This is a genomic window from Alteromonas sp. MmMcT2-5 (assembly GCF_022348315.1).
Taxonomy (GTDB): Bacteria; Pseudomonadota; Gammaproteobacteria; order Enterobacterales; family Alteromonadaceae; genus Alteromonas; species Alteromonas macleodii.
Window position 1 is genome coordinate 372148 of sequence record NZ_JAKRFB010000001.1, and the last position, 19201, is coordinate 391348.

The 19201-nt window shown below is 44.3% G+C and carries 12 protein-coding genes; 3 read left to right on the top strand and 9 right to left on the bottom strand.

Annotated features, from left to right (window positions below; all coding sequences use genetic code 11):
* Nucleotides 1-39 precede the first annotated feature (39 nt).
* The 7 genes from MHN09_RS01660 to MHN09_RS01690 form a co-directional block, all read right to left on the bottom strand.
* Nucleotides 40-1893, bottom strand: coding sequence for a DUF885 domain-containing protein (locus MHN09_RS01660; protein ID WP_239238776.1), 1854 nt, complete (start codon nt 1891-1893; stop codon nt 40-42).
* Nucleotides 1894-2098: 205 nt separating this feature from the next.
* Complete coding sequence (locus tag MHN09_RS01665) at nt 2099-3919, bottom strand: BatD family protein (protein WP_239238779.1); 1821 nt, start codon at nt 3917-3919, stop codon at nt 2099-2101.
* Complete coding sequence (locus tag MHN09_RS01670) at nt 3920-5965, bottom strand: VWA domain-containing protein (protein WP_239238782.1); 2046 nt, start codon at nt 5963-5965, stop codon at nt 3920-3922.
* Nucleotides 5965-7041, bottom strand: a complete 1077-nt coding sequence (locus MHN09_RS01675) for a VWA domain-containing protein (RefSeq protein ID WP_168532696.1) — start codon at nt 7039-7041, stop codon at nt 5965-5967. Before MHN09_RS01675 ends, MHN09_RS01670 begins: the two co-directional genes overlap by 1 nt.
* The gene (locus tag MHN09_RS01680; RefSeq protein ID WP_239238785.1) at nt 7034-7696 is read right to left on the bottom strand and encodes a DUF4381 domain-containing protein; all 663 of its coding nucleotides are present in this window, start codon (nt 7694-7696) and stop codon (nt 7034-7036) included. The genes MHN09_RS01675 and MHN09_RS01680 overlap by 8 nt, the downstream gene beginning before the upstream one ends.
* The gene (locus MHN09_RS01685; protein WP_049585850.1) at nt 7696-8670 is read right to left on the bottom strand and encodes a DUF58 domain-containing protein; all 975 of its coding nucleotides are present in this window, start codon (nt 8668-8670) and stop codon (nt 7696-7698) included. The genes MHN09_RS01680 and MHN09_RS01685 overlap by 1 nt, the downstream gene beginning before the upstream one ends.
* 3 nt (nt 8671-8673) lie before the next feature.
* Entirely contained in the window at nt 8674-9630 is a 957-nt protein-coding gene (locus tag MHN09_RS01690) for a MoxR family ATPase (RefSeq protein ID WP_014948808.1), read from the bottom strand.
* Nucleotides 9631-10059: 429 nt separating this feature from the next.
* On the opposite strand from MHN09_RS01690, the gene fadI reads away from it, so the two are divergent.
* The 3 genes from fadI to MHN09_RS01705 all read left to right on the top strand — a co-directional run bounded on the left by fadI (nt 10060) and on the right by MHN09_RS01705 (nt 13936).
* Complete coding sequence (gene fadI, locus MHN09_RS01695) at nt 10060-11370, top strand: acetyl-CoA C-acyltransferase FadI (protein WP_014948809.1); 1311 nt, start codon at nt 10060-10062, stop codon at nt 11368-11370.
* Between the two features lie 19 nt (nt 11371-11389).
* Entirely contained in the window at nt 11390-13531 is a 2142-nt protein-coding gene (gene fadJ / locus MHN09_RS01700) for a fatty acid oxidation complex subunit alpha FadJ (protein ID WP_239238788.1), read from the top strand.
* Nucleotides 13532-13738: 207 nt separating this feature from the next.
* The gene (locus tag MHN09_RS01705; RefSeq protein ID WP_014948811.1) at nt 13739-13936 is read left to right on the top strand and encodes a hypothetical protein; all 198 of its coding nucleotides are present in this window, start codon (nt 13739-13741) and stop codon (nt 13934-13936) included.
* Nucleotides 13937-14036: 100 nt separating this feature from the next.
* Here the strand turns inward: MHN09_RS01705 and MHN09_RS01710 are convergent, their stop codons facing one another.
* Nucleotides 14037-14204 carry a hypothetical protein gene (locus MHN09_RS01710; protein WP_168532690.1) on the bottom strand — a complete coding sequence of 56 codons (168 nt, stop codon included), beginning with the start codon at nt 14202-14204 and terminating at the stop codon, nt 14037-14039.
* Between the two features lie 300 nt (nt 14205-14504).
* A complete protein-coding gene (locus MHN09_RS01715) occupies nt 14505-19058 on the bottom strand; it encodes an EAL domain-containing protein (protein WP_168532686.1) in 4554 nt (1517 codons plus the stop codon).
* Nucleotides 19059-19201: the final 143 nt, after the last annotated feature.

The following is a 19201-nucleotide window of genomic DNA, read 5'->3' on the forward strand; positions in this document are numbered from 1 at the left end:
CATTTTATTTCCAGTGATCAGAGCACCTAGTTCGAAAAGCTAGGCACGTTTTTGGGAAGTAATCCAAGCATTAATGTTTTCTTCTAAAATAGAAAGTGGGACTGGACCGTACTTCAACACCTCGTCATGGAAGTCTTTCCAATCAAACTTGTCACCAAGTTCAGCTTGGGCATGCTCTCTAAGTTCCATAATTTTAAGTTTACCAATCATATAGGCCGTAGCCTGACCTGGCATAGCAATGTAGCGCTCAATGGCTTTTTGCGCGTCGTATTCAGGGTTTGGCGTATTTTCAACAAGGTAATCTACGGCTTCTTCACGCGTCCATTTTTTCGCATGAATACCCGTATCAACCACAAGTCTGCAAGCGCGCCAAAGCTCCATGGCTAGACGACCGAAATCAGAATAAGGGTCTTTATAAAAGCCCATATCTTTTGCAAGTTCTTCGGTATATAGGCCCCAACCTTCTGTGTATGCGGTAAAGCTCAAGAATTTCTGGAATTGAGGTACACCTTCTAGCTCTTGTGCAATAGCGCGCTGCATGTGGTGACCTGGGATGCCTTCGTGATACGCCAGCGCCTCTAACTGATAAGTAGGCATTGCTTTCATGTCATAAAGGTTTGCGTAATAAATACCTGGGCGGCTGCCATCTTGCGCCGGGCTTTGATAAAACGCCTTGCCCGCAGACTGTTCGCGGAACGCTTCAACACGTTTAACAATCATTGGCGCTTCTGGAAGAATCCCAAAGTATTCAGGAATCGCCTCTCGCATGTCGTCTATGGCTGTTTTCGCCATATCAAGGTATTGCTGTCTACCTTCATCTGTTGAAGGTAGATAGAATTGCTCGTCTTCACGCATGAAAACGAAAAACTCTTGAAGGGTGCCTTCAAATTTCACTTGTTTCATAATGTCGCGCATTGCATCGTGTATGCGCTCTACATTGTCTAAGCCAATTTGATGGACTTCTTCAGCGGTTAGGTCCGTAGTGGTAAACCAGTTTAGACGATTCTGATACCATTGATCACCATTGGGTAAGCGCCACACACCATCGCCTTCAGGCGTGATTTCCCTTTGATGAGCGAGTTCTTCGATAAACTTCTCGTATGACGGCATGACTGACGTTACCAAAGCGGCTTTCGCTTCACCTAATAACGTCGTTTTTTCCGCCTCTGTAATATCCAGGCTATTTACTTTATTTTGAAAATCTTCCCAGATAGTTGAAGGTATTTCGCTAGAATCAAACGGTGCGCCGGTAATCACGTTTTTTGACGCATCAATCATTTGATCGTAGGCCCATGCAGGGGGGAATACGCCGGCTTTTTCGCGAACTTTCATTTGTTCGATAACTTGATCAAAGTACGTACGTACATTGTCTAGTCGTCCAATGTATGCCTTAGCGTCCTCTTTACTCTTTACGCTGTGAATGTTGATAAGGAAGCTAGGCACCTGTGTATGTGCGGCGCGGAACTGATGTACAATGTAACGGTGATGTCGAAATTCGTCGTTAGCTAAATCGCGCTCAATACCTAGTTTGTACAGGCGCAAGCTTAGCTGTTCCTGTTCACTTAACTGACTGGTGTCAAAACTATTAAGCTTTTCTAGTCGGTTTTTGGCGATAGCAATGCGAGCATCAGCTTCTTCGTCACTGATGTCATCCCATTTGTCATAGTCCCATTTTTTACCCAAGTAACTTTGAAATAATGGCGAACGCTTAAGATCTTCTTCAAAAGTACGTTCGAAGAACGCATTAAGGCGCTCTGATTCAGACTGCCCGGCTGGCTGTTCTGTTTTAATAGGTTCCGGCGCTGTTTTAGCGGTTTCACTTGCAGGAGAGCAAGCCGTAAGCGTGGTAATGGCCAACGCAATTGGCGTTAGCTTTACTAGTGTTTTCTTCATTATATTCCCCGTCGCGTTTAATTGATTATTTTTATGAGCTAAAGCTTCAAAGATTAATAAGCCTTAAAGAGGACAATAAGGCTCAAAGGGTCGACTGTTTCTCGAACGCAATCATTTCTGCTACGAAGCCCTTGTCACAGTGATTTAGCTAATTGCAAGGGCTTTCATTACGCAAATTCTAGTGTATTGGCAAATGAAATGCGTTTTATGAAGCAGGATATAAGGCAGATAGCGTGTTATTGTCCCCTTCACTTTTTTGCTTCCATTCGCTGCGGGCAAGCTTAGCTTCATGTGAAAGTTTATCTAAAGCTTTCATGACCTGTTTAGATTGGGTGCTAGCGTCAGCTTTATTGGCTGAAAAGCGCAGTGCATAGAGCTCATTAACACTAGCGTTGATTCCTTCAAACTGCGAAAGTTGCGCTTTACCCGAAGTTAACGCGTTTATCCACTGCTTAAGAGCAGACGTAAGTAAACGTGTGTCCTTTGCCTTTATTGCTGACATAAGGTTTTGAAACTGTGCTTTTTCATCCCACTGAGCATAAGAGTGGTGGCGCTGTACAGAGCCGGTTTTGTTAGTGATCCCAGGTCCCATAAACTGAGCCTGTTTAAGCTTTCTGTAGGTAACTAACCATCCTGTAAGCGCTATGACGAACAGCACAAGTAGTGCACCAGTTACCATCCAATTAAGCTGGGTATTTTCGTTAGTATTGAATTCACCTGAAGCGCTGTCTAATGGTTCACCCTCTTTGCTAGCACTAGCGTTAGTCTGTGGTGCAGTTGACGGTATATCGTTTTGAATATCTTCATTGCTTGCACTACTGATTGATGGAGTGTCTAATCTATTCGGAGTATTGGCATTATTTGCGCCGCTCGCTGGCGCTACCGTAATTGAACGAGCGGGAATAGTGGCATATTCAGTTTGCTGAGTAAGCGTATTAAACCAAGGGATAGTAATTTCAGGTAAGACAAAGTTACCAGGCTGCGTTGGAATGATCGCCAGCGACGTTTGGCGCTGTGAAATTAAGCTCTGGTCTTTTTCGACTGTCGTAGTATTAGATTGATCAGGGTACAGCTTAAAGTTTGGCGGATAAAACTCAGGAATATCAGGAAGCTGCTCTTCTACTACGCCCAATGCGGTTAGCGTAACAATACGGGTGACTGGTTCACCTGTTACAAAACTATCACCTTGTGGCCATTCTTCATCCACTCGCACCATTTCAGAAGGCAACCAAGGGTAATCTATCCCCTGAGGAATGGGCTTAATGTTCACCGTAATGTCGGGCCCAACCCGATTGATTTGCTGGGTGCGGTTGAAGAAGCCAAAACGTTGGTTAGTATTGGCAGCCATAACTTCGCCAGTGAAAATAGGGCCTCTTAGCGTGAATTCACCGGATGCTTGAGGTACAACGGCAAATTGACGCTCTATAATCTGATACCTTCTACCGTTTACGATATCTGTATACTGTTTATCTTCTCCTAGCTGGGTGATTTCCGCATTTTGCATTTCTGGCGCTTGTAGGCTGCCGCGCTCAATATTGCTAGAAAGAAACAGCTTAACCGTGTAAAGCAGCTGTTGATTTAAATAGGCCTCTTTCACGTCGATGTCAGTGGTAACAAAATAGTCTCGTGCGACATTACTTTGTTCTTGAACTGGTATTACTTTAACTTGAATAGGCTTGGTTGATTTACCTTCAATGGTTAATGAAGGAATGGTGAACGTGCCTTCCTTACGAGGAAATAACGTAGTGGTCCAAACGGTGGTGCGCTTGGTGTCGAAATTGACAATTGAGGTTTGGCTACTTACTGATGTTCTTCCGACCACAAAGTCTTTAAGCAGGGGAGAGCTGTCGAATGCATCTCTTTCCGCGCTGCCGTCTGCGGTAACCGTTAAGCGAATGGCTTCATCCAACATGACAGGGTTTCTATCAATGGTGGCTTCCAGCGAATTTACATCGGCATAAGCCGCCGTACTTAAGAGTAGGGTTAATAAAAAAACTATACGTGTAGACTGTAATAAGGCTCTCATCTACCAATCACTCCGGTTTGAAGGCATACGTTGACGCTGACGTTTTTGTGCTTCTAATTGCATTTTTCGTTTTAGTAGGAATGCAGGGTCGTCTGGCACGCGGCGCATTAAACTCTCCATTCGCTGCAGCTCTTCTTTTTCTGCGTCGGTAAGCTCGGCCTCTTGACCTTGCATTGCCTGTGCTTCCTGCTCTGCTTGTTGTTCGTCTTTTTGTGCTTGCGCGCTGTCACCTTGATCAGACTCTTCTTGTTCTGCATTTTGCTGCTGAGAGTCTGATGACTCGTTCCGACTGTTCATCTCGGAATCATCAGGCTGTTGTGAGTTATCTCCGCCACTTTGCTGTTCATCGTTAGCTTGGCTTTGGTCAGACTGTTGACCCTCATTATCGTCTTGCTGACCATTCTGCTCGTTTGAACCTTTCTGATTGTTCTGGTCCCCTGATTGCTGTTTGCTATTAGGGCTATCAGAGTTATCAGAGCTACCTTGGCCATTATCCTGCGAGTCACTCTGTTCGCCATCATCGCCATTTTCGTTCTGGTTTTGATCCTGATTCTGCTGTTGCTGCTGTTTCAGCAAATCCTCGACAATCTTTTTGTTGGTTCTTGCATCGTCGAAATCGGGGGCTTCTCTTAACGCCTGATCATATTTCTTAATAGCGTCTTCAAGCTTACCGAGTTTTGCCAGTGCATTGCCTTGATTGTAAAGACTCTCGGGACCAGGAATGCTTTTGAAGGCATTTAATGCACCTTCGTAGTCACCTGATTTATAAAGTGATGATGCTTTCCAAGTGTCGTCATTAAACTGATTAACGGCGTCTTTGTACTTGCCTCTTTGATAGCTGTTTAATGCTTCTTGGTCGTCATTCATAAATGGCGTTTGCCACCATGAGAGTGAATCAGGTTGATTTGCCCTCTCCTTTGCGCTTTCCGGTGCGTCTATGTCTTGTGATGTGCCAGCAATTTCTGAGGGTTGGGCACGTTGCAAAGCATGGGCGTTTTTAATCATAGAGGGGCTAAGTAAACCCACCAACACGATGAAAACTAACCCGCGTTTGAATGCAAAGGCGGCAAATGGAAGAAGTATAAGTAGCAAGTAAGGTCCAACTTCTTTCCACTGGTCTCCTTGTAAATTACTCTCTTCTTCGTTCTCTTCGCTGTCGCTTTTATCTAGTAGAGATACCGAGGCGAGGGCATCAATGTCGGCGTCGTTTGATGTAAAGGATTCAAAGCGTCCGCCGCTCGTTTTAACCACACCTTTCACTGCGCCTTCATTTAACTTGGGAATAACGATGCTGCCGGTGAAGTCTTTCAAGAGCTCGCCGCTTTGCTGGCGAATAGGCGCGCCTTCAGATGTCCCAACGGTAAGTGCATTTACTGTAAAAGGAATAGAAGCCACATACTCTTGAAGCTCTTGTTGTTGTTCTAACTCTATACCGTCAGTAATCCAGTAGATCATGCCTGAGTTATATCCGGCATTCGTGAGAAGCTCTGACGCACTCTCTATACCTAGGAGAGGGTCGCTGCCCGGAACGGGCATAATTTCCGGTGACAGGCTAGGGATTAGGGTTGTGATATTTCCTGCGTCTTCGGTTAAGGGGCTAATGACAAACGCATCGCCAGCGTAAGCAACCAAGCCCATTTCACCTTCACCAATAGCGTTGACTAGGTCTATCGCTTTATATTTAGCGCGAGTTAGCCTGTCTGGCGTCATATCGGTAGCGCGCATTGAAAGCGACATATCTATGACTATAACGTGTCCCATTTTCAACTGGTAAACCGGCTGCGGCAGGCGCTCCCATGTTGGGCCAGCGAGTGCTATCACACTTATAATCCACACAAGAGCAAGCATCCACATTGGAGGTTTTGCGCCCATTTCGTTTTTTCCAATCACCATGTATTGATATAGGTGAGAAGGGATCACAGATTGCCAGCCAGATTGCTTAGCCGTGGTTTTTCTAATTAAAAGCACAAGCAGCATCAGGGGAACGAGCGCGATAAACCATTCGGGGCGTAAAAAATGAAATTGGTTTAAGAAGTCGAATTCCATTACTTCGTCTCCCTATTTATTTGAGCTGCTTGTATTGAATCAGCTGAGTTCGGGGGTTGCTGGGACGAGTTAATTCGTCTTTGTGCGAACCAACGAAATGTTGATAAAAGAACCGTCAAGAATGCCCATAGTGCTGACAGTAATATTGCCGCACCAAGGGGATAGTAAAACAGTGCGCTCAATGGACGCATCTTACGCGTTTCACCTTCAATAGGCTCAAGCGCGTCAAGTTGTTGATAAATAGCTTGAAGTTCCTGGGCATTTCGAGCCCTAAAATATTGGCCGCCAGTGCTAGTCGCAATGTCGGTTAACATGCCTTCATCAAGTTCTTGCGATGGGTTTATTTGTCGGCTGCCGAAAAAGCTCTGGATCAGCATTTTATCTGCGCCCACACCTATAGTGTAAACCTTCACACCCTTACTAATCGCCAACTCTTTCGCCTGCTCAGGTGTAATATTCCCTGCAGTATTTTGCCCATCGGTAAGAAGAATTAATACGTTATTAGACTCTTCCCGTTCGTCAAAGCGCTTCACCGCTAAACCTATCGCATCGCCAATAGCCGTCTGTTCGCCAACCAACCCAATGACAGCTTCACTCAGAAGTGTAGAAACGGTATCTCTGTCATAGGTAAGCGGCGCTTGAACGTACGCGGTATCGGCAAATAAGATAAGGCCAATTCTGTCGCCAACGCGACGCTGAATAAATTCATAAACCACCGACTTAGTCATGGTTAAACGGTTAACTTGTCGGCCATTTAGCTGCATGTCATCTATCTTCATACTGCCAGATAAATCCACCGCTAACATCATTTCTCGACCTTCATTCGGTATGCTGACAGGCTCTCCTAACCATTGAGGGCGTGCGGCAGCCGTCACTAGCAGCAGCCATATCAAGCTACTTACCAACAGCGGTATTTTGGTTTGTTTCAACTGGGTTTGCTCTGACACATCGCCAGGTCGCAAATTAGGAACCCGCAATGCAGCCATAGGCATGTCTTGTGCTTTTTTAGAAAGCAGGCGTACGATAATAGGCAAGGGGAGTACAAAAAAGACCCACCACCAAGCAAAATTAAGCATGATGCGGCTCCTTGGCTTGTTTATCATGAGGGCTACCATCGTTTAGACCGCCATCATTCACATCGCCGTAAGCCCCCTTGTTTTTTGGCAGTTTGGCTTTTGAAAGCCAGTTTTTTACTGCCCTCTTGCAGGTTTCAAAATCACTAGGGGTGGGGGTGGCTTGATAAACATTGCTTACTAACAAACCTAAATCACTTTCAAGTTTGCTATCACTACTTTTCAATGCAGAGGTTAAGAACGCTTGCCACTGTTTACCATATAACCCAGCCACTTGCTGAGTTGGGTAATAGCTCATCGCCGTGCGTTTTAGAATTGAGTTTAACGCTACGGGCCAATTGCTTTGTTGTGCTGAAATCGATTCAAGTAAGGCTAAAGCTTGCTTACGTGCCTTATTGTGACGTATGTGAGCAGTGATCGCTTTATATAGGCAAAATAGGGCAAGTAAAAATACTGCGATTGCGACCCACCAACCCCAATCTAATGGCCAAATGTTGACCTCTGTAGGTACGTGTATATCGCGCAGTTGAGCAAGTGGGTCTTGCTGCTGAGGGGGCACTGGTATTTGATTTGCCGGCGGCATCGATTGAGCAGCTGATTTTGTGTAACTAGATAGAAAGTTTGATAAAAAATGGGTTGAAAAAATACTGCTTTGCATTAATTAAGCTCCAACCTTTGTTCTTGTTGCATACTTTGAAGCTGTTCGTCTAGGGGAAGACCCGCTGAAACACTGAATCGAGCGATATTGTTTTTGCGCAAGGTGCTATAAATCGCGCTGTTGTGTTCACTGCGCCATTTTTGATATTGCTGTTGCTCGGTATTGTCGCCTAACACCCAGCGTTGTTGGTTTCGGCCATCAGAAACGCTGACGGTTTGTAGTGAACTGGTTTGTGGCAAGGCGTGTTCTATTGGATCGTTAATTACGATAGCCCTTACTTCACAGTGTCGTGTTAAGTGACTCAAGTGTTGAATAGCTTGGGTACTTAAATGCTGAAAGTCTGACACGAGATAAACCAGGCTCCCCGGCCTTGCTAGTCGTCTTGCCCTAGCACACGCATCGGCAAAAGCTTGTTCGTCTTGGTCTTTGTCCGGCTCAGATTGCGCGCTCTGTTCGTGCAATGCCATAAGTTCATGACACACGTGCAACACGGCCTTTTTGCGAGTTAGTGGTTTAATTTCTTTGTGCTGTTGCTGATTAAATACCAGTGCGCCAACTTTATCGCCACGAGCGGCAGCAGACCAGCTTATTAATGAAGATACATGCGCGGCTTGCACCGCTTTAGTAAGCAGCTGCGTGCCAAATGCCATTGAAGGTAGGTAGTCACAGAATAGAAAAACCGGGCGCTCTCGCTCTTCCCGATACACTTTAGTGTGAGTTTTACCCGTGCGCGCAGTAACGCGCCAATCAATAGCGCGAATATCATCACCGGGCTGATAATGCCGGGCCTCATCAAACTCCATGCCTCGGCCTTTGTGCTTGGTGAGATAACTTCCAGCAAGTTTAGCTTGTGGCATACGTTTAGGCGCCAAACTAAACAGCTTAGCTAACTGCTGGTAGCGTAATAATTCTGCTGTAGACAACGAGACGCCATTACTTTGCAGCTTGTTTAGCTGCGCTTGTACATTCACCATAGCTTAAGGGACTGCGACAGTTGCAACAATCTTATCAAGTACGTCGTTAATCGTTACGCCTTCAGCCTCGGCTTGATATGACAGAATAATGCGGTGGCGAAGCACGTTGTGAACCACAGCTTGAATATCATCAGGGCCAACAAAGTCTCTGCCGCTAAGCCATGCATGAGCGCGTGCACAGCGATCTAGACTGATGGTTGCTCGGGGGCTTGTTCCCATCGCTATCCACTGGCCTAATTCAGCGTCGAAATTTGCAGGCTGACGTGTAGCCATAATCAATTGAACTAAATACTGTTCTAACTCAGGCGCCATATACAAAGACAGCGCTTCTTTACGCGACGTAAAAATGTCGTCTTGAGTTAGCGTTGGTGGCGTAACGGGTGGCTCAGAGAGAGCCTCACCTCGCGTTAAGCGCAATATTTCCAATTCTGTCTCAGCGCCAGGATAATCGATGTCCACGTGCATCAAGAATCGGTCTAGCTGTGCTTCAGGTAATGGATAAGTTCCTTCCTGCTCTAGCGGGTTTTGCGTCGCCATTACTAAAAATAGCGGAGGAAGAGGGTAGGTTTTACTGCCTACCGTAATTTGACGTTCCGCCATGGCCTCAAGCAAAGCCGATTGCACTTTTGCTGGTGCGCGGTTGATTTCGTCGGCTAGCACTAAGTTATGAAAAAGCGGCCCTTTTTGAAAAACAAACTCACCGGTTTCGGGGCGGTATATGTCTGTACCGGTTAAGTCGGCAGGCAAGAGGTCAGGGGTAAATTGTACGCGATGAAAGTCGCCGTCAATACCATTAGCAAGTGCATTTATTGCGCGTGTTTTTGCAAGCCCAGGAGGACCTTCTACCAAAAGGTGGCCGTCGGCCAAAAGAGCGATAAGAAGGCTTTTGGTTAACGCGTGCTGACCAATAATCTGCTGGTCTAAATAAGCGTGTAACTGTTGAAATTGCGCTGCTGCCATAATGCAAAATTTCCGTTTGAGTTCTCGTTATCAGAAAGTGTCATTTGAACGATAGATTTATTAAATACCTTACAAAGTGATCGCTTAGCTAAAAAGTAAATTACATATTAATTTAGATAGCTCTAGCCCGTCACAATGACACAAAACAGACTTTCATTTCCATATAAGGTTCATTCTATCTTTCTTCAAGTCGTCAAACAGTAATAAAAATGCGATATGCGGTTGGATGCAAAGCAAGCTTTTTAAATTTCGATAGCATAAAACGGTCAAAATTTGTAAACAGGGCAAACTTTAGTTTCATTTATATTGCCCTTAACCCTGCATTATTTGCTATTTTGTTCATTGTTTGTAAAAATCGGGTTTATTACAGGTCAGACCACTTTGGGGCGATAAGCTCAAACGGAAGTCGGTCATTAATTTAGGTGCATTATGGCAACAAAACAATCAGTTACTACCCGAGAGGGTGATCGCATCGCCATTGTCGCGGGGTTGCGTACTCCGTTTGCGAAAATGGCTACATATTTCCACGGTGTTCCGGCTGTTGATCTAGGTAAAATGGTCGTAAACGAACTTCTCGTTCGCCATGGTGTTCAAAAAGAATGGGTTGACCAGGTTGTCTACGGTCAAGTAGTACAAATGCCTGAAGCGCCAAACATTGCGCGCGAAATCGTGCTTGGCACGGGCATGAATATTCATACCGACGCTTACAGCGTATCTCGAGCATGTGCGACGAGCTTCCAGTCAACGGTAAACATCGCAGAAAGCATGATGGCTGGTACAGTGCAGGTAGGTATTGCTGGCGGTGCTGATTCAACGTCGGTATCACCTATTGGGGTTTCTAAGAATCTTGCGCGTGCGCTGGTTGATTTACAGAAAACCAAGACCCTTGGCCAAAAGCTAAACATCTTCAAGCGTTTAAGCTTAAAAGACCTAGCGCCTGTTCCTCCTGCGGTAGCAGAGTACTCAACAGGTCTGTCGATGGGACAAACGGCAGAGCAAATGGCGAAAACGCATCAAATTTCTCGTGAAGAGCAAGACAAGCTTGCACATCGCTCGCACAGCCTAGCCGCTGAAAGCTGGGAAGCAGGCAAGCTCTCTAGCGAAGTGATGACCGCTTATGCTGAACCTTATAAAGGTGCTCTTGAGCGCGATAACAACGTACGTTTCGATTCTAAGCTTGAAGGCTACGCGAAACTTCGCCCAGTATTCGATAAAAAGTACGGCTCGGTAACTGCGGCAAACGCTACACCGCTTACTGACGGTGCTTCTGCAGTACTTATGATGACAGAGAGCCGAGCGAAAGAGCTAGGCTACACGCCGCTAGGTTATATAAAGAGCTACGCGTTCTCGGCAATTGATGTGTGGGAAGACATGCTAATGGGGCCGTCGTACGCGACACCTATCGCGCTAGATCGCGCAGGTATGACGCTAAACGACTTAACGCTAATCGAAATGCATGAAGCGTTCGCAGCGCAAACCTTGGCAAACGTTAAAATGTTTGCAAGTGACAAGTTCGCCAAAGAGAAACTAGGCCGCGACAAAGCGACGGGCGAAATTGACATGGACAAGTTCAACGTGATGGGTAGTTCAATTGCCTACGGTCACCCTTTTGCCGCAACCGGTACACGTATGATTACGCAAATGCTTAACGAACTAAATCGCCGTGGCGGTGGTACAGGCCTTCTTACTGCATGTGCTGCGGGTGGTCTTGGTGCCGCAATGATAGTGGAGACAGAATAATATGAGTCAGGAACAAGAAATGACAAATGAAGTTCAGCCAACATCAGGCGCATTTACGTTAACCAAGCAAGATAATGGCGTTGCTATTCTTAGCATGGACGTACCTGGCGAGAGCATGAATACGCTTAAAGCTGAGTTTGGCGATGAGATATCTGCCATGCTTGATGATATTGAACGCGACAGCAGCATTAAAGGTGTGGTGTTAACAAGCGGCAAGCCAAACTCATTCGTAGCAGGTGCCGATATCACCATGCTAGCAGCGTGTAAAACCGCGGAAGATGCCACAACCATAGCCGCTGGCGGTCAGGCCATTTTCGATAGAATTGAGAACATGAAGGCTACCTTTGTTGCGGCTATTCACGGCCCAGCGTTAGGCGGTGGTTTAGAGCTAGCATTAGCGTGTCACTACCGTGTATGTACCGATTCACCTAGCACTCAGGTAGGTCTACCGGAAGTGCAGCTAGGCTTGTTGCCAGGCAGTGGTGGTACTCAGCGCCTTCCTCGCCTAATTGGCATTCAGCAAGCGATGAAAATGATGCTTACTGGGTCTCCTGCACGCGCTAAGCAAGCTAAAAAGTACGGTATTGTAGATGATGTTGTACCTCACAGTGTTTTGTTGAAGGTAGCTGAACAGTTTGCGCTTAAACGCAAACCAGAAAGGGAAGCGCCGCAAAAGAGTGTGATGGACAAAGTGTTAGAGAAGACCGGCCCGGGCCGTAACATGATGTTCAAAAAAGCGCGCGAAGCGACATTTGCCAAAACCAAAGGTAATTATCCAGCGCCAGGTTACATTATTGATGTCATCGAAACGGGCATGAACGAAGGGATGAAAGCGGGGCTTAAAGCCGAGGCTGAAGCCTTTGGTAAGCTTGTTATGACGCCGGAATCTTTCCAGTTACGTCAGATTTTCTTCGCTACGACAGAAATGAAGAAAGAAAACGGCGTTGAAGGTGTTAAACCTGAAAAAATGAAGAAAGTCGGTGTGCTTGGCGGTGGTTTAATGGGGGGTGGTATCGCCTATGTAACGTCGACCAAAGCCGGTGTACCTGTCCGTATTAAAGACGTGCGTGCTGAAGGCATTGCCAATGCAATGAAATATAGCTATGACATCTTAAACAAAAAGGTGAAGAAGCGTTTCATGCGCAATAGTGAAATGCAGAAACAGTTAGCGCTTCTTACCGGTACGCTAGATTATAGTGGCTACCAAGATGCTGATATCGTGGTTGAGGCGGTTTTTGAAGATTTAGATCTTAAACAAAAAATGGTGGCGGATATTGAAGAGAACTGCAAAGAAAGCACGATCTTCGCGTCCAATACGTCGTCTATTCCTATTACACAAATTGCAGCTAAGGCAGCACGTCCTGAAAACGTGATTGGTCTGCATTACTTCTCTCCAGTAGACAAAATGCCTTTGGCCGAAGTAATTGCTCACGATAGAACGTCTGACCAAGTCATTTCATCGACGGTTGAATTTGCTAAAAAGCAAGGCAAAACACCGGTTGTTGTTAAAGACGGTGCGGGTTTCTACGTAAACCGTATTTTGGCACCTTACATGAATGAAGCGGCAAACCTTATTCTTGACGGTGAGCCTATTGAGCATATCGATAAATCGTTGGTTAAGTTAGGTTTCCCTGTAGGTCCTGTGAAACTACTTGATGAAGTGGGCATTGACGTTGGCACCAAGATCATCCCATTCCTTGTAGAGGCGTTCGGCGAGCGCTTCACTGCGCCAAGTGCTTTCGATAAAGTACTTACAGACGGCAGAAAGGGTAAGAAAAACCAAAAAGGGTTTTATTCTTATGAAGGCAAAAAACCAGGTAAAGAAGTGGATGAATCAATCTACGAATTACTTGGGCTATCGCCTTCTGCCAAACTAAGCGAAAAAGAAGTTGCTGAACGCTGTGTATTAATGATGCTTAATGAAGCAGCGCGCTGTTTAGACGAAGGCGTTATCCGTAATGCGCGCGACGGCGACATTGGCGCTATCTTCGGTATTGGTTTCCCTCCATTCTTAGGCGGCCCGTTCCGCTATATGGATACACTGGGAATTAAACACGTTGTTGCTCGTTTAAACCATTATGCTACTGCTGTAGGTGATAAATTTGCACCTGCTGAAGTGTTAGTAAAAATGGCAGAAAACGATCAAAAGTTTTACAGCTAAGTTTATAAAATGTTAAAAGCCGGGCGTTGCCCGGTTTTTTTATGTCTAATGGGTATTTTTGCTGGTTTATTGTTCTATTTTGGGTAGAATTCCTGCGGTTAAAAAATGAACGTGTCAAATTGTTGGCGTCAATTATCAGTAAGTTAAATTGAATAATTGATGGGGACAAGTAACCCCACGTAACTAGGTCAAACAGGCGGAGGCAGTGTGATTTCACTCGTAGTATTAAGCGTTATCTTCTCTCTATATTTTTATGTAGAAGCGTTTAAATGGGGGATGAGCGCGAAAAAGTGGGCGATAGCGGGTTTTGTGTTAGGTCCAATCTTACTGCCCATGTTCTCAATCTCTCGCCATATACATTGGCGCAATGCAGTAGGGTTTAACAACCTTTATATTTCTGCGTAGTCTTTCCTAGCGGTCTGCTGAAATAAGTAAGTGGGGCGTAAAATACAGGTATAAAAAAAGAGAGCGTTGCTCTCTTTTTTTGGAAATTCTAAGGTATCTCTTAAAGACCAATACCGTAACCGCCACCACCCGTCTTAGGGCGAACTGTTTGTGGTTGAGTTACTGTCTCTTTTTGCGACTCAGGAGCTTGTTTAGCGCCTTCTTGCTTGTCGGCAGCAACTGGGGTAGCGGTAGAAAGTACTAGTGCAACTGCGTACTCTTTTAACATGTTAATTTCCTCTGATTATTTTGAACGAACAAACAAAACCGATTTTTTATATTTGTCATCGGTATCTAATACTTAGCTAAATGTGTGCCAAAAATAATATTTTTTAAAATATCCAATATAATCAAGTGGTTAGCTTTTCGCTTTGATGCGGAGGATTGTCGATGTTCACAAGCGCCATTTTAATGGCACTAAAGTCTAATAAACTAAGGTTGAATAGGCATGACTTTGCCTAAAGCTGCAATGAGCGGCATTAGGCAGGGGAAAGCACGCGCCCTATACGCAAGTAAAAGGTAAGGGCTATTAAAAGTTAGAGTGGCCAAGCAGCGTATGAAGCTTTTGATTCTCGGTGAGAAGCTTCTCGAAGCGCTCTGCATTTAATGGTCGGCTGTATAAGAAGCCTTGCAACATCTCACAATCGTAGCGACGTAAAATATCTAGCTGAGCTTCTTCTTCAACGCCTTCCGCTACAACTTTTAAGCCTAAATTGTGGGCGATATTTATAATGGCAGCCGCCATATGACGATCTACATTACTTTTTGCAATATCGTCAATAAATGCTTTGTCAATTTTTAGCGTGTTTAGCGGGAATCGCTTTAAGTAGGCTAGCGACGAGTAACCTGTACCGAAATCGTCTAGCGCTAGGTGAATACCTCTTTCGCGAAGGCGAGTCATCATTTGAAGGCCGTTTTCAGGACTTTCCATTAGCGTACCTTCAGTTATTTCGCACTCTAAATGTAGTGGTGACAAACCGATATCGCTTAAAATCTTGTTTATTCTGTCGTCTAAGTCAGGTAATTCGAACTGCTTCGCAGATATATTCACAGCTACACGACCACTAAACAAACCTTGGTTTACCCAGCGTTTGGTATCTGCACAAGCCTTTCTTAGCACTTGTTCACCAATTTCTATAATCTGGCCTGTTTGCTCTGCCAGAGGGATAAATTGCCCAGGGCTTACTATGCCCTTTTGGGGGTGCTCGAAGCGCACCAAAGCTTCCATGCTAACTAGCTTACCTGAGGCTATATCTACTTTCGGCTGGTAGTAAACCGTAAACAAGTCATCTTTAATACCTTGTCTTATAAGGTTTTCAATTTGCAGTTGCCTAACGGCGTTTTGATTCATCTCTCCGCTAAAGAACTGATAGCTGTTACCGCCATTGTTTTTAGCGAAATACATGGCTGTGTCGGCGTTTTTCAGCATTTCTTGGGGAGAAGTGCCGTCGTCAGGGAAGAATGCGATTCCAATACTGGCACCCAATACAAACTCTTGCTTATTAATGATAAAGGGGCGAGATAATGTGTCTAATAGGTTCTGTGCGTAATGCGTTACCGTGTGGATATCGGCATTGTCTTCCATTAACACACTAAATTCATCACCACCTAAACGATAGCAGGTCGCACTCTTACCCGTAATTCTCTGTAAGCGCTTTGCTATTTGTTTAATTAATATATCGCCCGTTTGGTGGCCTAAAGAATCGTTTATTTTCTTAAAGTTATCCATATCTAAACAGAGCAGAGTATGTTGTGCTCCTTTCCGCACCAAGTTCTGGTGGCTAGCTTGGAAGAACGAACGATTAGGAAGCTCTGTGAGCGGGTCAGTATTAGCTAGTTTCAATAGTTCTTTTTCAGTACTTTTTCTTGACGTGATATCACTAAATACGCCTACAAAATGGCTTATTTTTCCGTCATCGTCATGGACGGCGTCTATATTTAATTCCATTTCATAGCGCTCGCCGTTCACTCGCACACTTTCTACTTCACCTGACCAGTTACCTTTTGCTTTTAGCGTTTTCTTAATTTCTTCGGTAAACGCGTCTGGATATAGATGGAAGTGCATATAGCTTGCTAACGCTTGATCGCGGGTCTCGCCGGTGTAACCGCAATATGCATTATTTACACTTATGAATTTAAATTGGGTATTAGTTATGAATACACCTTCAGAAATATTCTCAATTGAACGCTTAAATAGATTCAGCTGCTCTTCAGCTTCTTTTAAGTGATGAATATTCTTAAGCGTACCAGTCATTCGTACCGGCTGAGCATTGTGGTCTCTTTCAACCACTTTTCCGCGGTCAAGTATCCAAATCCACTGATTCTTAAATGTCTTTGCGCGGTATGCAAGCTCGTAGAGGTCGCTATTACCTTCAAGATGGTCTCTAAGGGCAGTTTTAACACGGTTTACGTCGTTAGGATGAATGTTTGCATCGTAAGCGCCTGTAGTGCGTATATCATCTTGTGGAAAATCAAGTGTGCCCCACGTATTTGCACGGTAAACTTGGCCTCTGTATACGTCCCAATCCCACAGCTCATCTCCAGAACTCCATAGAGTCAGTTTAAGGCGTTCTTCGGACTCTTTAATGGCAAGCTGGTTTGCCTTCCTTATCTGATATTGGCGAACGATGAATGCAAAAATAGCGAATGCGACAATACAATAAAAAACAATAGCAACAGTATGAAGCCAAGGTGGTCTTGCGATTTGAACTGAAAGATTTCTGCTGTCAGACCACAACCTTCCTGGCGCTTTTGCTTGTACCTCGAAAACGTAGTTTCCAAAGCTTATATTATTAAATTGAGCAACTCTGTCGTCTCCATTATCAATCCAGTTGTCGTCAAAACCAATTAACCGATATCGGTAAACCACGTGTTGCGGGTAAACAGAGTTGAGTAAATTGAAAGATATGCTGAATCTAGACTCATTGTAATCTAGCGCAATCGACTTTTTAGTTCCTATATTTTGTGCCGATGAGAAATAACTTGTTTCGCCACTGCTTTCCCTCTGAATTACATTTGACCTATTGTTAGATACCCCAAAAACTTTTAATTCAGAAAGCTCTGGGATAAGTGTTTTCGTCAAATCATCTTTTGAGCTAGTTTTCTTACTCGTTATTATGTTGTAACCAGTCATCCCACCAAAATAGATAGTTTTTGCTGAGGATGCGAAAGCTGAGCTCTCGCCTAAAGAATTGTAGTTAAGCTCTGAATTTGGAACCGAACTTACTTCTTCAAGTTCGGGAAGTTTGATTTGGTGAACTCCCGTAGTATCTGCATACCAAATACTGTTATCGATACCTACGGATGATATTATTAGCCCAGAGTTTTCTGTACGAACTTGCCTTTTGACAAATTCAAGAGAATGCTTGTCGACCTGCAAAATTCCTTTCGAGCGAGTAGTTAACCAGTATGAGTCTGGTGTTTCGTAAACGCCGTAAACGAGTGAATCGAAACCATTGCTCTGATCTAAGTTTTTGATCAACTCCCTGTTCTTCAGCGAGTATATACTTACACCTGACTCGCTTCTCAGCCAAAGTCGATTATCATTATCTTTATAGATCGGAACTAAACGAGATGAGTCTATCTCTATTTTTATTGGCTCAACGGATGCTTTAGACGAATCATAACCAAGAGATAGTTTTACCGGTCCCTGTGTATCCTCCCAGATCCAAACTTCGTCCCCTTTGGTATAGAGAAAATCGATAAATAACCCTTCGAACACATGATCTATTAATTGAAGCTTTCCTTCCACCTGCCTCAAAACATAGATGCCATTAGAGGATGCAACCCAGAATGTACCTTTGGTATCTATTTCAACATCCCAGTAAGTTATTGAGTTCGCAAAATCAGAGAAGGTTTCTGAGAACTTTACTTCTCCGCTAGAGCTATTAATAACGCCAAGTCCTCTTTGTTGAGAAACAACATATATGTCGTTGGCGGAGTCTTCTGCAAAGCCCCATATTGAGGAGTAGTCATCCTCGGATAAGTTCGAAGAATTAAAAACAGATTTATACCTAGTTGTAGCGTAGTCTGGGTGATACCTAAATGCACCGCTCTTTATTGTCGTAACCCAGATACCACCGACTCTATCTGTTACTAGGTTCATGATTGTTGCTGTAGGCAAGCCTGTCAGCTCTTGATTGTCGTGATCAAGGTAGATGACCCTCGGCTGGAAGCTGCCATTTATCTCTGACGTTGCTGCATCACTAAATATGAATAGGCCTGCTTGAGTGCCAATCCAGATGTCGTCATCTTTCTCATAGATTGTTAGGGTATTAAGCGCTTCATCAGACTTAGAAGTGAATGCGTCTTTAAAATGTTGAAGTATTTTACCCGAAGCAGCTATGACATAGATGCCCTCATTGGTTGCCAGCCAATAGTTACCGTTGATTACTTTGATGTCGTGAAGAGAACGAACATCCAAGTTAATTCCCCATGGATTTACTTTTGTTGCGGAATAAAGTGACTCGTCAGCCTTGTCTATAAGCGAAAGCCCAAACTCATTTGAACCTAACCAGGTGCGGTTCGCTTCATCATAAATGACCTTTATAAAACTCTGCTCTTTGTGTATCTGTTTTACAACCTCAATTTGATGAGTCTCTTTCGATAACTTGTAAAGAAACTTCAGATCAGCGAATAGAATGTCACCATCGTACGATTCTCCGATGCCAGTAATAAAATCAACTTTAATTACACTATTTTCTCTATTGAAAACTTTGAAGTTGTCGCTTTCAGGTTGATACTTGGCAAGACCTGCTTGTGTTCCTACCCATAACTCGCCATGAGAATCTAAGAATAGATTTTGAGTATAACCGGACGGAAGTGAATTGTGGTCAACATCTGAAGGGTGGTATTGCTTCACCTCATAACCAGAATAGCGATTTAAACCATTGGAGGTCGCGAGCCAAATGAAACCCATGTCATCTTCCACAATGTCCAATACCGCAGTGTCAGAGAGTCCTTGCTGCTTATTTAGCTCTTTAAAATGAAGATCAGAAACCTCTATCGCCTTTGCAGAAGAAAAAAGAATTCCTGACAAAGCCAACAAAAGAAGAGAAATCGAATAAATTAGGGTTGAGCGCACCTAAACACCTTTGGCATACGCCATTTATTATTTTTTTATTTCACTGGCGGCATCCCTAACAGCCAGAATAATAAATATGCCGAATTAACTAAGCCTCTACAAGGACTTTTTAGTAATAACAAGAATGATGGTTTACTTATTGA

What these genes read in the sequence shown, in the direction of transcription:
- MHN09_RS01660 (WP_239238776.1), bottom strand. Translation starts at nt 1,893, where the DNA reads ATGAAGAAAACACTAGTAAAGCTAACGCCAATTGCGTTGGCCATTACC.
- MHN09_RS01665 (WP_239238779.1), bottom strand. Translation starts at nt 3,919, where the DNA reads ATGAGAGCCTTATTACAGTCTACACGTATAGTTTTTTTATTAACCCTA.
- MHN09_RS01670 (WP_239238782.1), bottom strand. Translation starts at nt 5,965, where the DNA reads ATGGAATTCGACTTCTTAAACCAATTTCATTTTTTACGCCCCGAATGG.
- MHN09_RS01675 (WP_168532696.1), bottom strand. Translation starts at nt 7,041, where the DNA reads ATGCTTAATTTTGCTTGGTGGTGGGTCTTTTTTGTACTCCCCTTGCCT.
- MHN09_RS01680 (WP_239238785.1), bottom strand. Translation starts at nt 7,696, where the DNA reads ATGCAAAGCAGTATTTTTTCAACCCATTTTTTATCAAACTTTCTATCT.
- MHN09_RS01685 (WP_049585850.1), bottom strand. Translation starts at nt 8,670, where the DNA reads ATGGTGAATGTACAAGCGCAGCTAAACAAGCTGCAAAGTAATGGCGTC.
- MHN09_RS01690 (WP_014948808.1), bottom strand. Translation starts at nt 9,630, where the DNA reads ATGGCAGCAGCGCAATTTCAACAGTTACACGCTTATTTAGACCAGCAG.
- fadI (WP_014948809.1), top strand. Translation starts at nt 10,060, where the DNA reads ATGGCAACAAAACAATCAGTTACTACCCGAGAGGGTGATCGCATCGCC.
- fadJ (WP_239238788.1), top strand. Translation starts at nt 11,390, where the DNA reads ATGACAAATGAAGTTCAGCCAACATCAGGCGCATTTACGTTAACCAAG.
- MHN09_RS01710 (WP_168532690.1), bottom strand. Translation starts at nt 14,204, where the DNA reads ATGTTAAAAGAGTACGCAGTTGCACTAGTACTTTCTACCGCTACCCCA.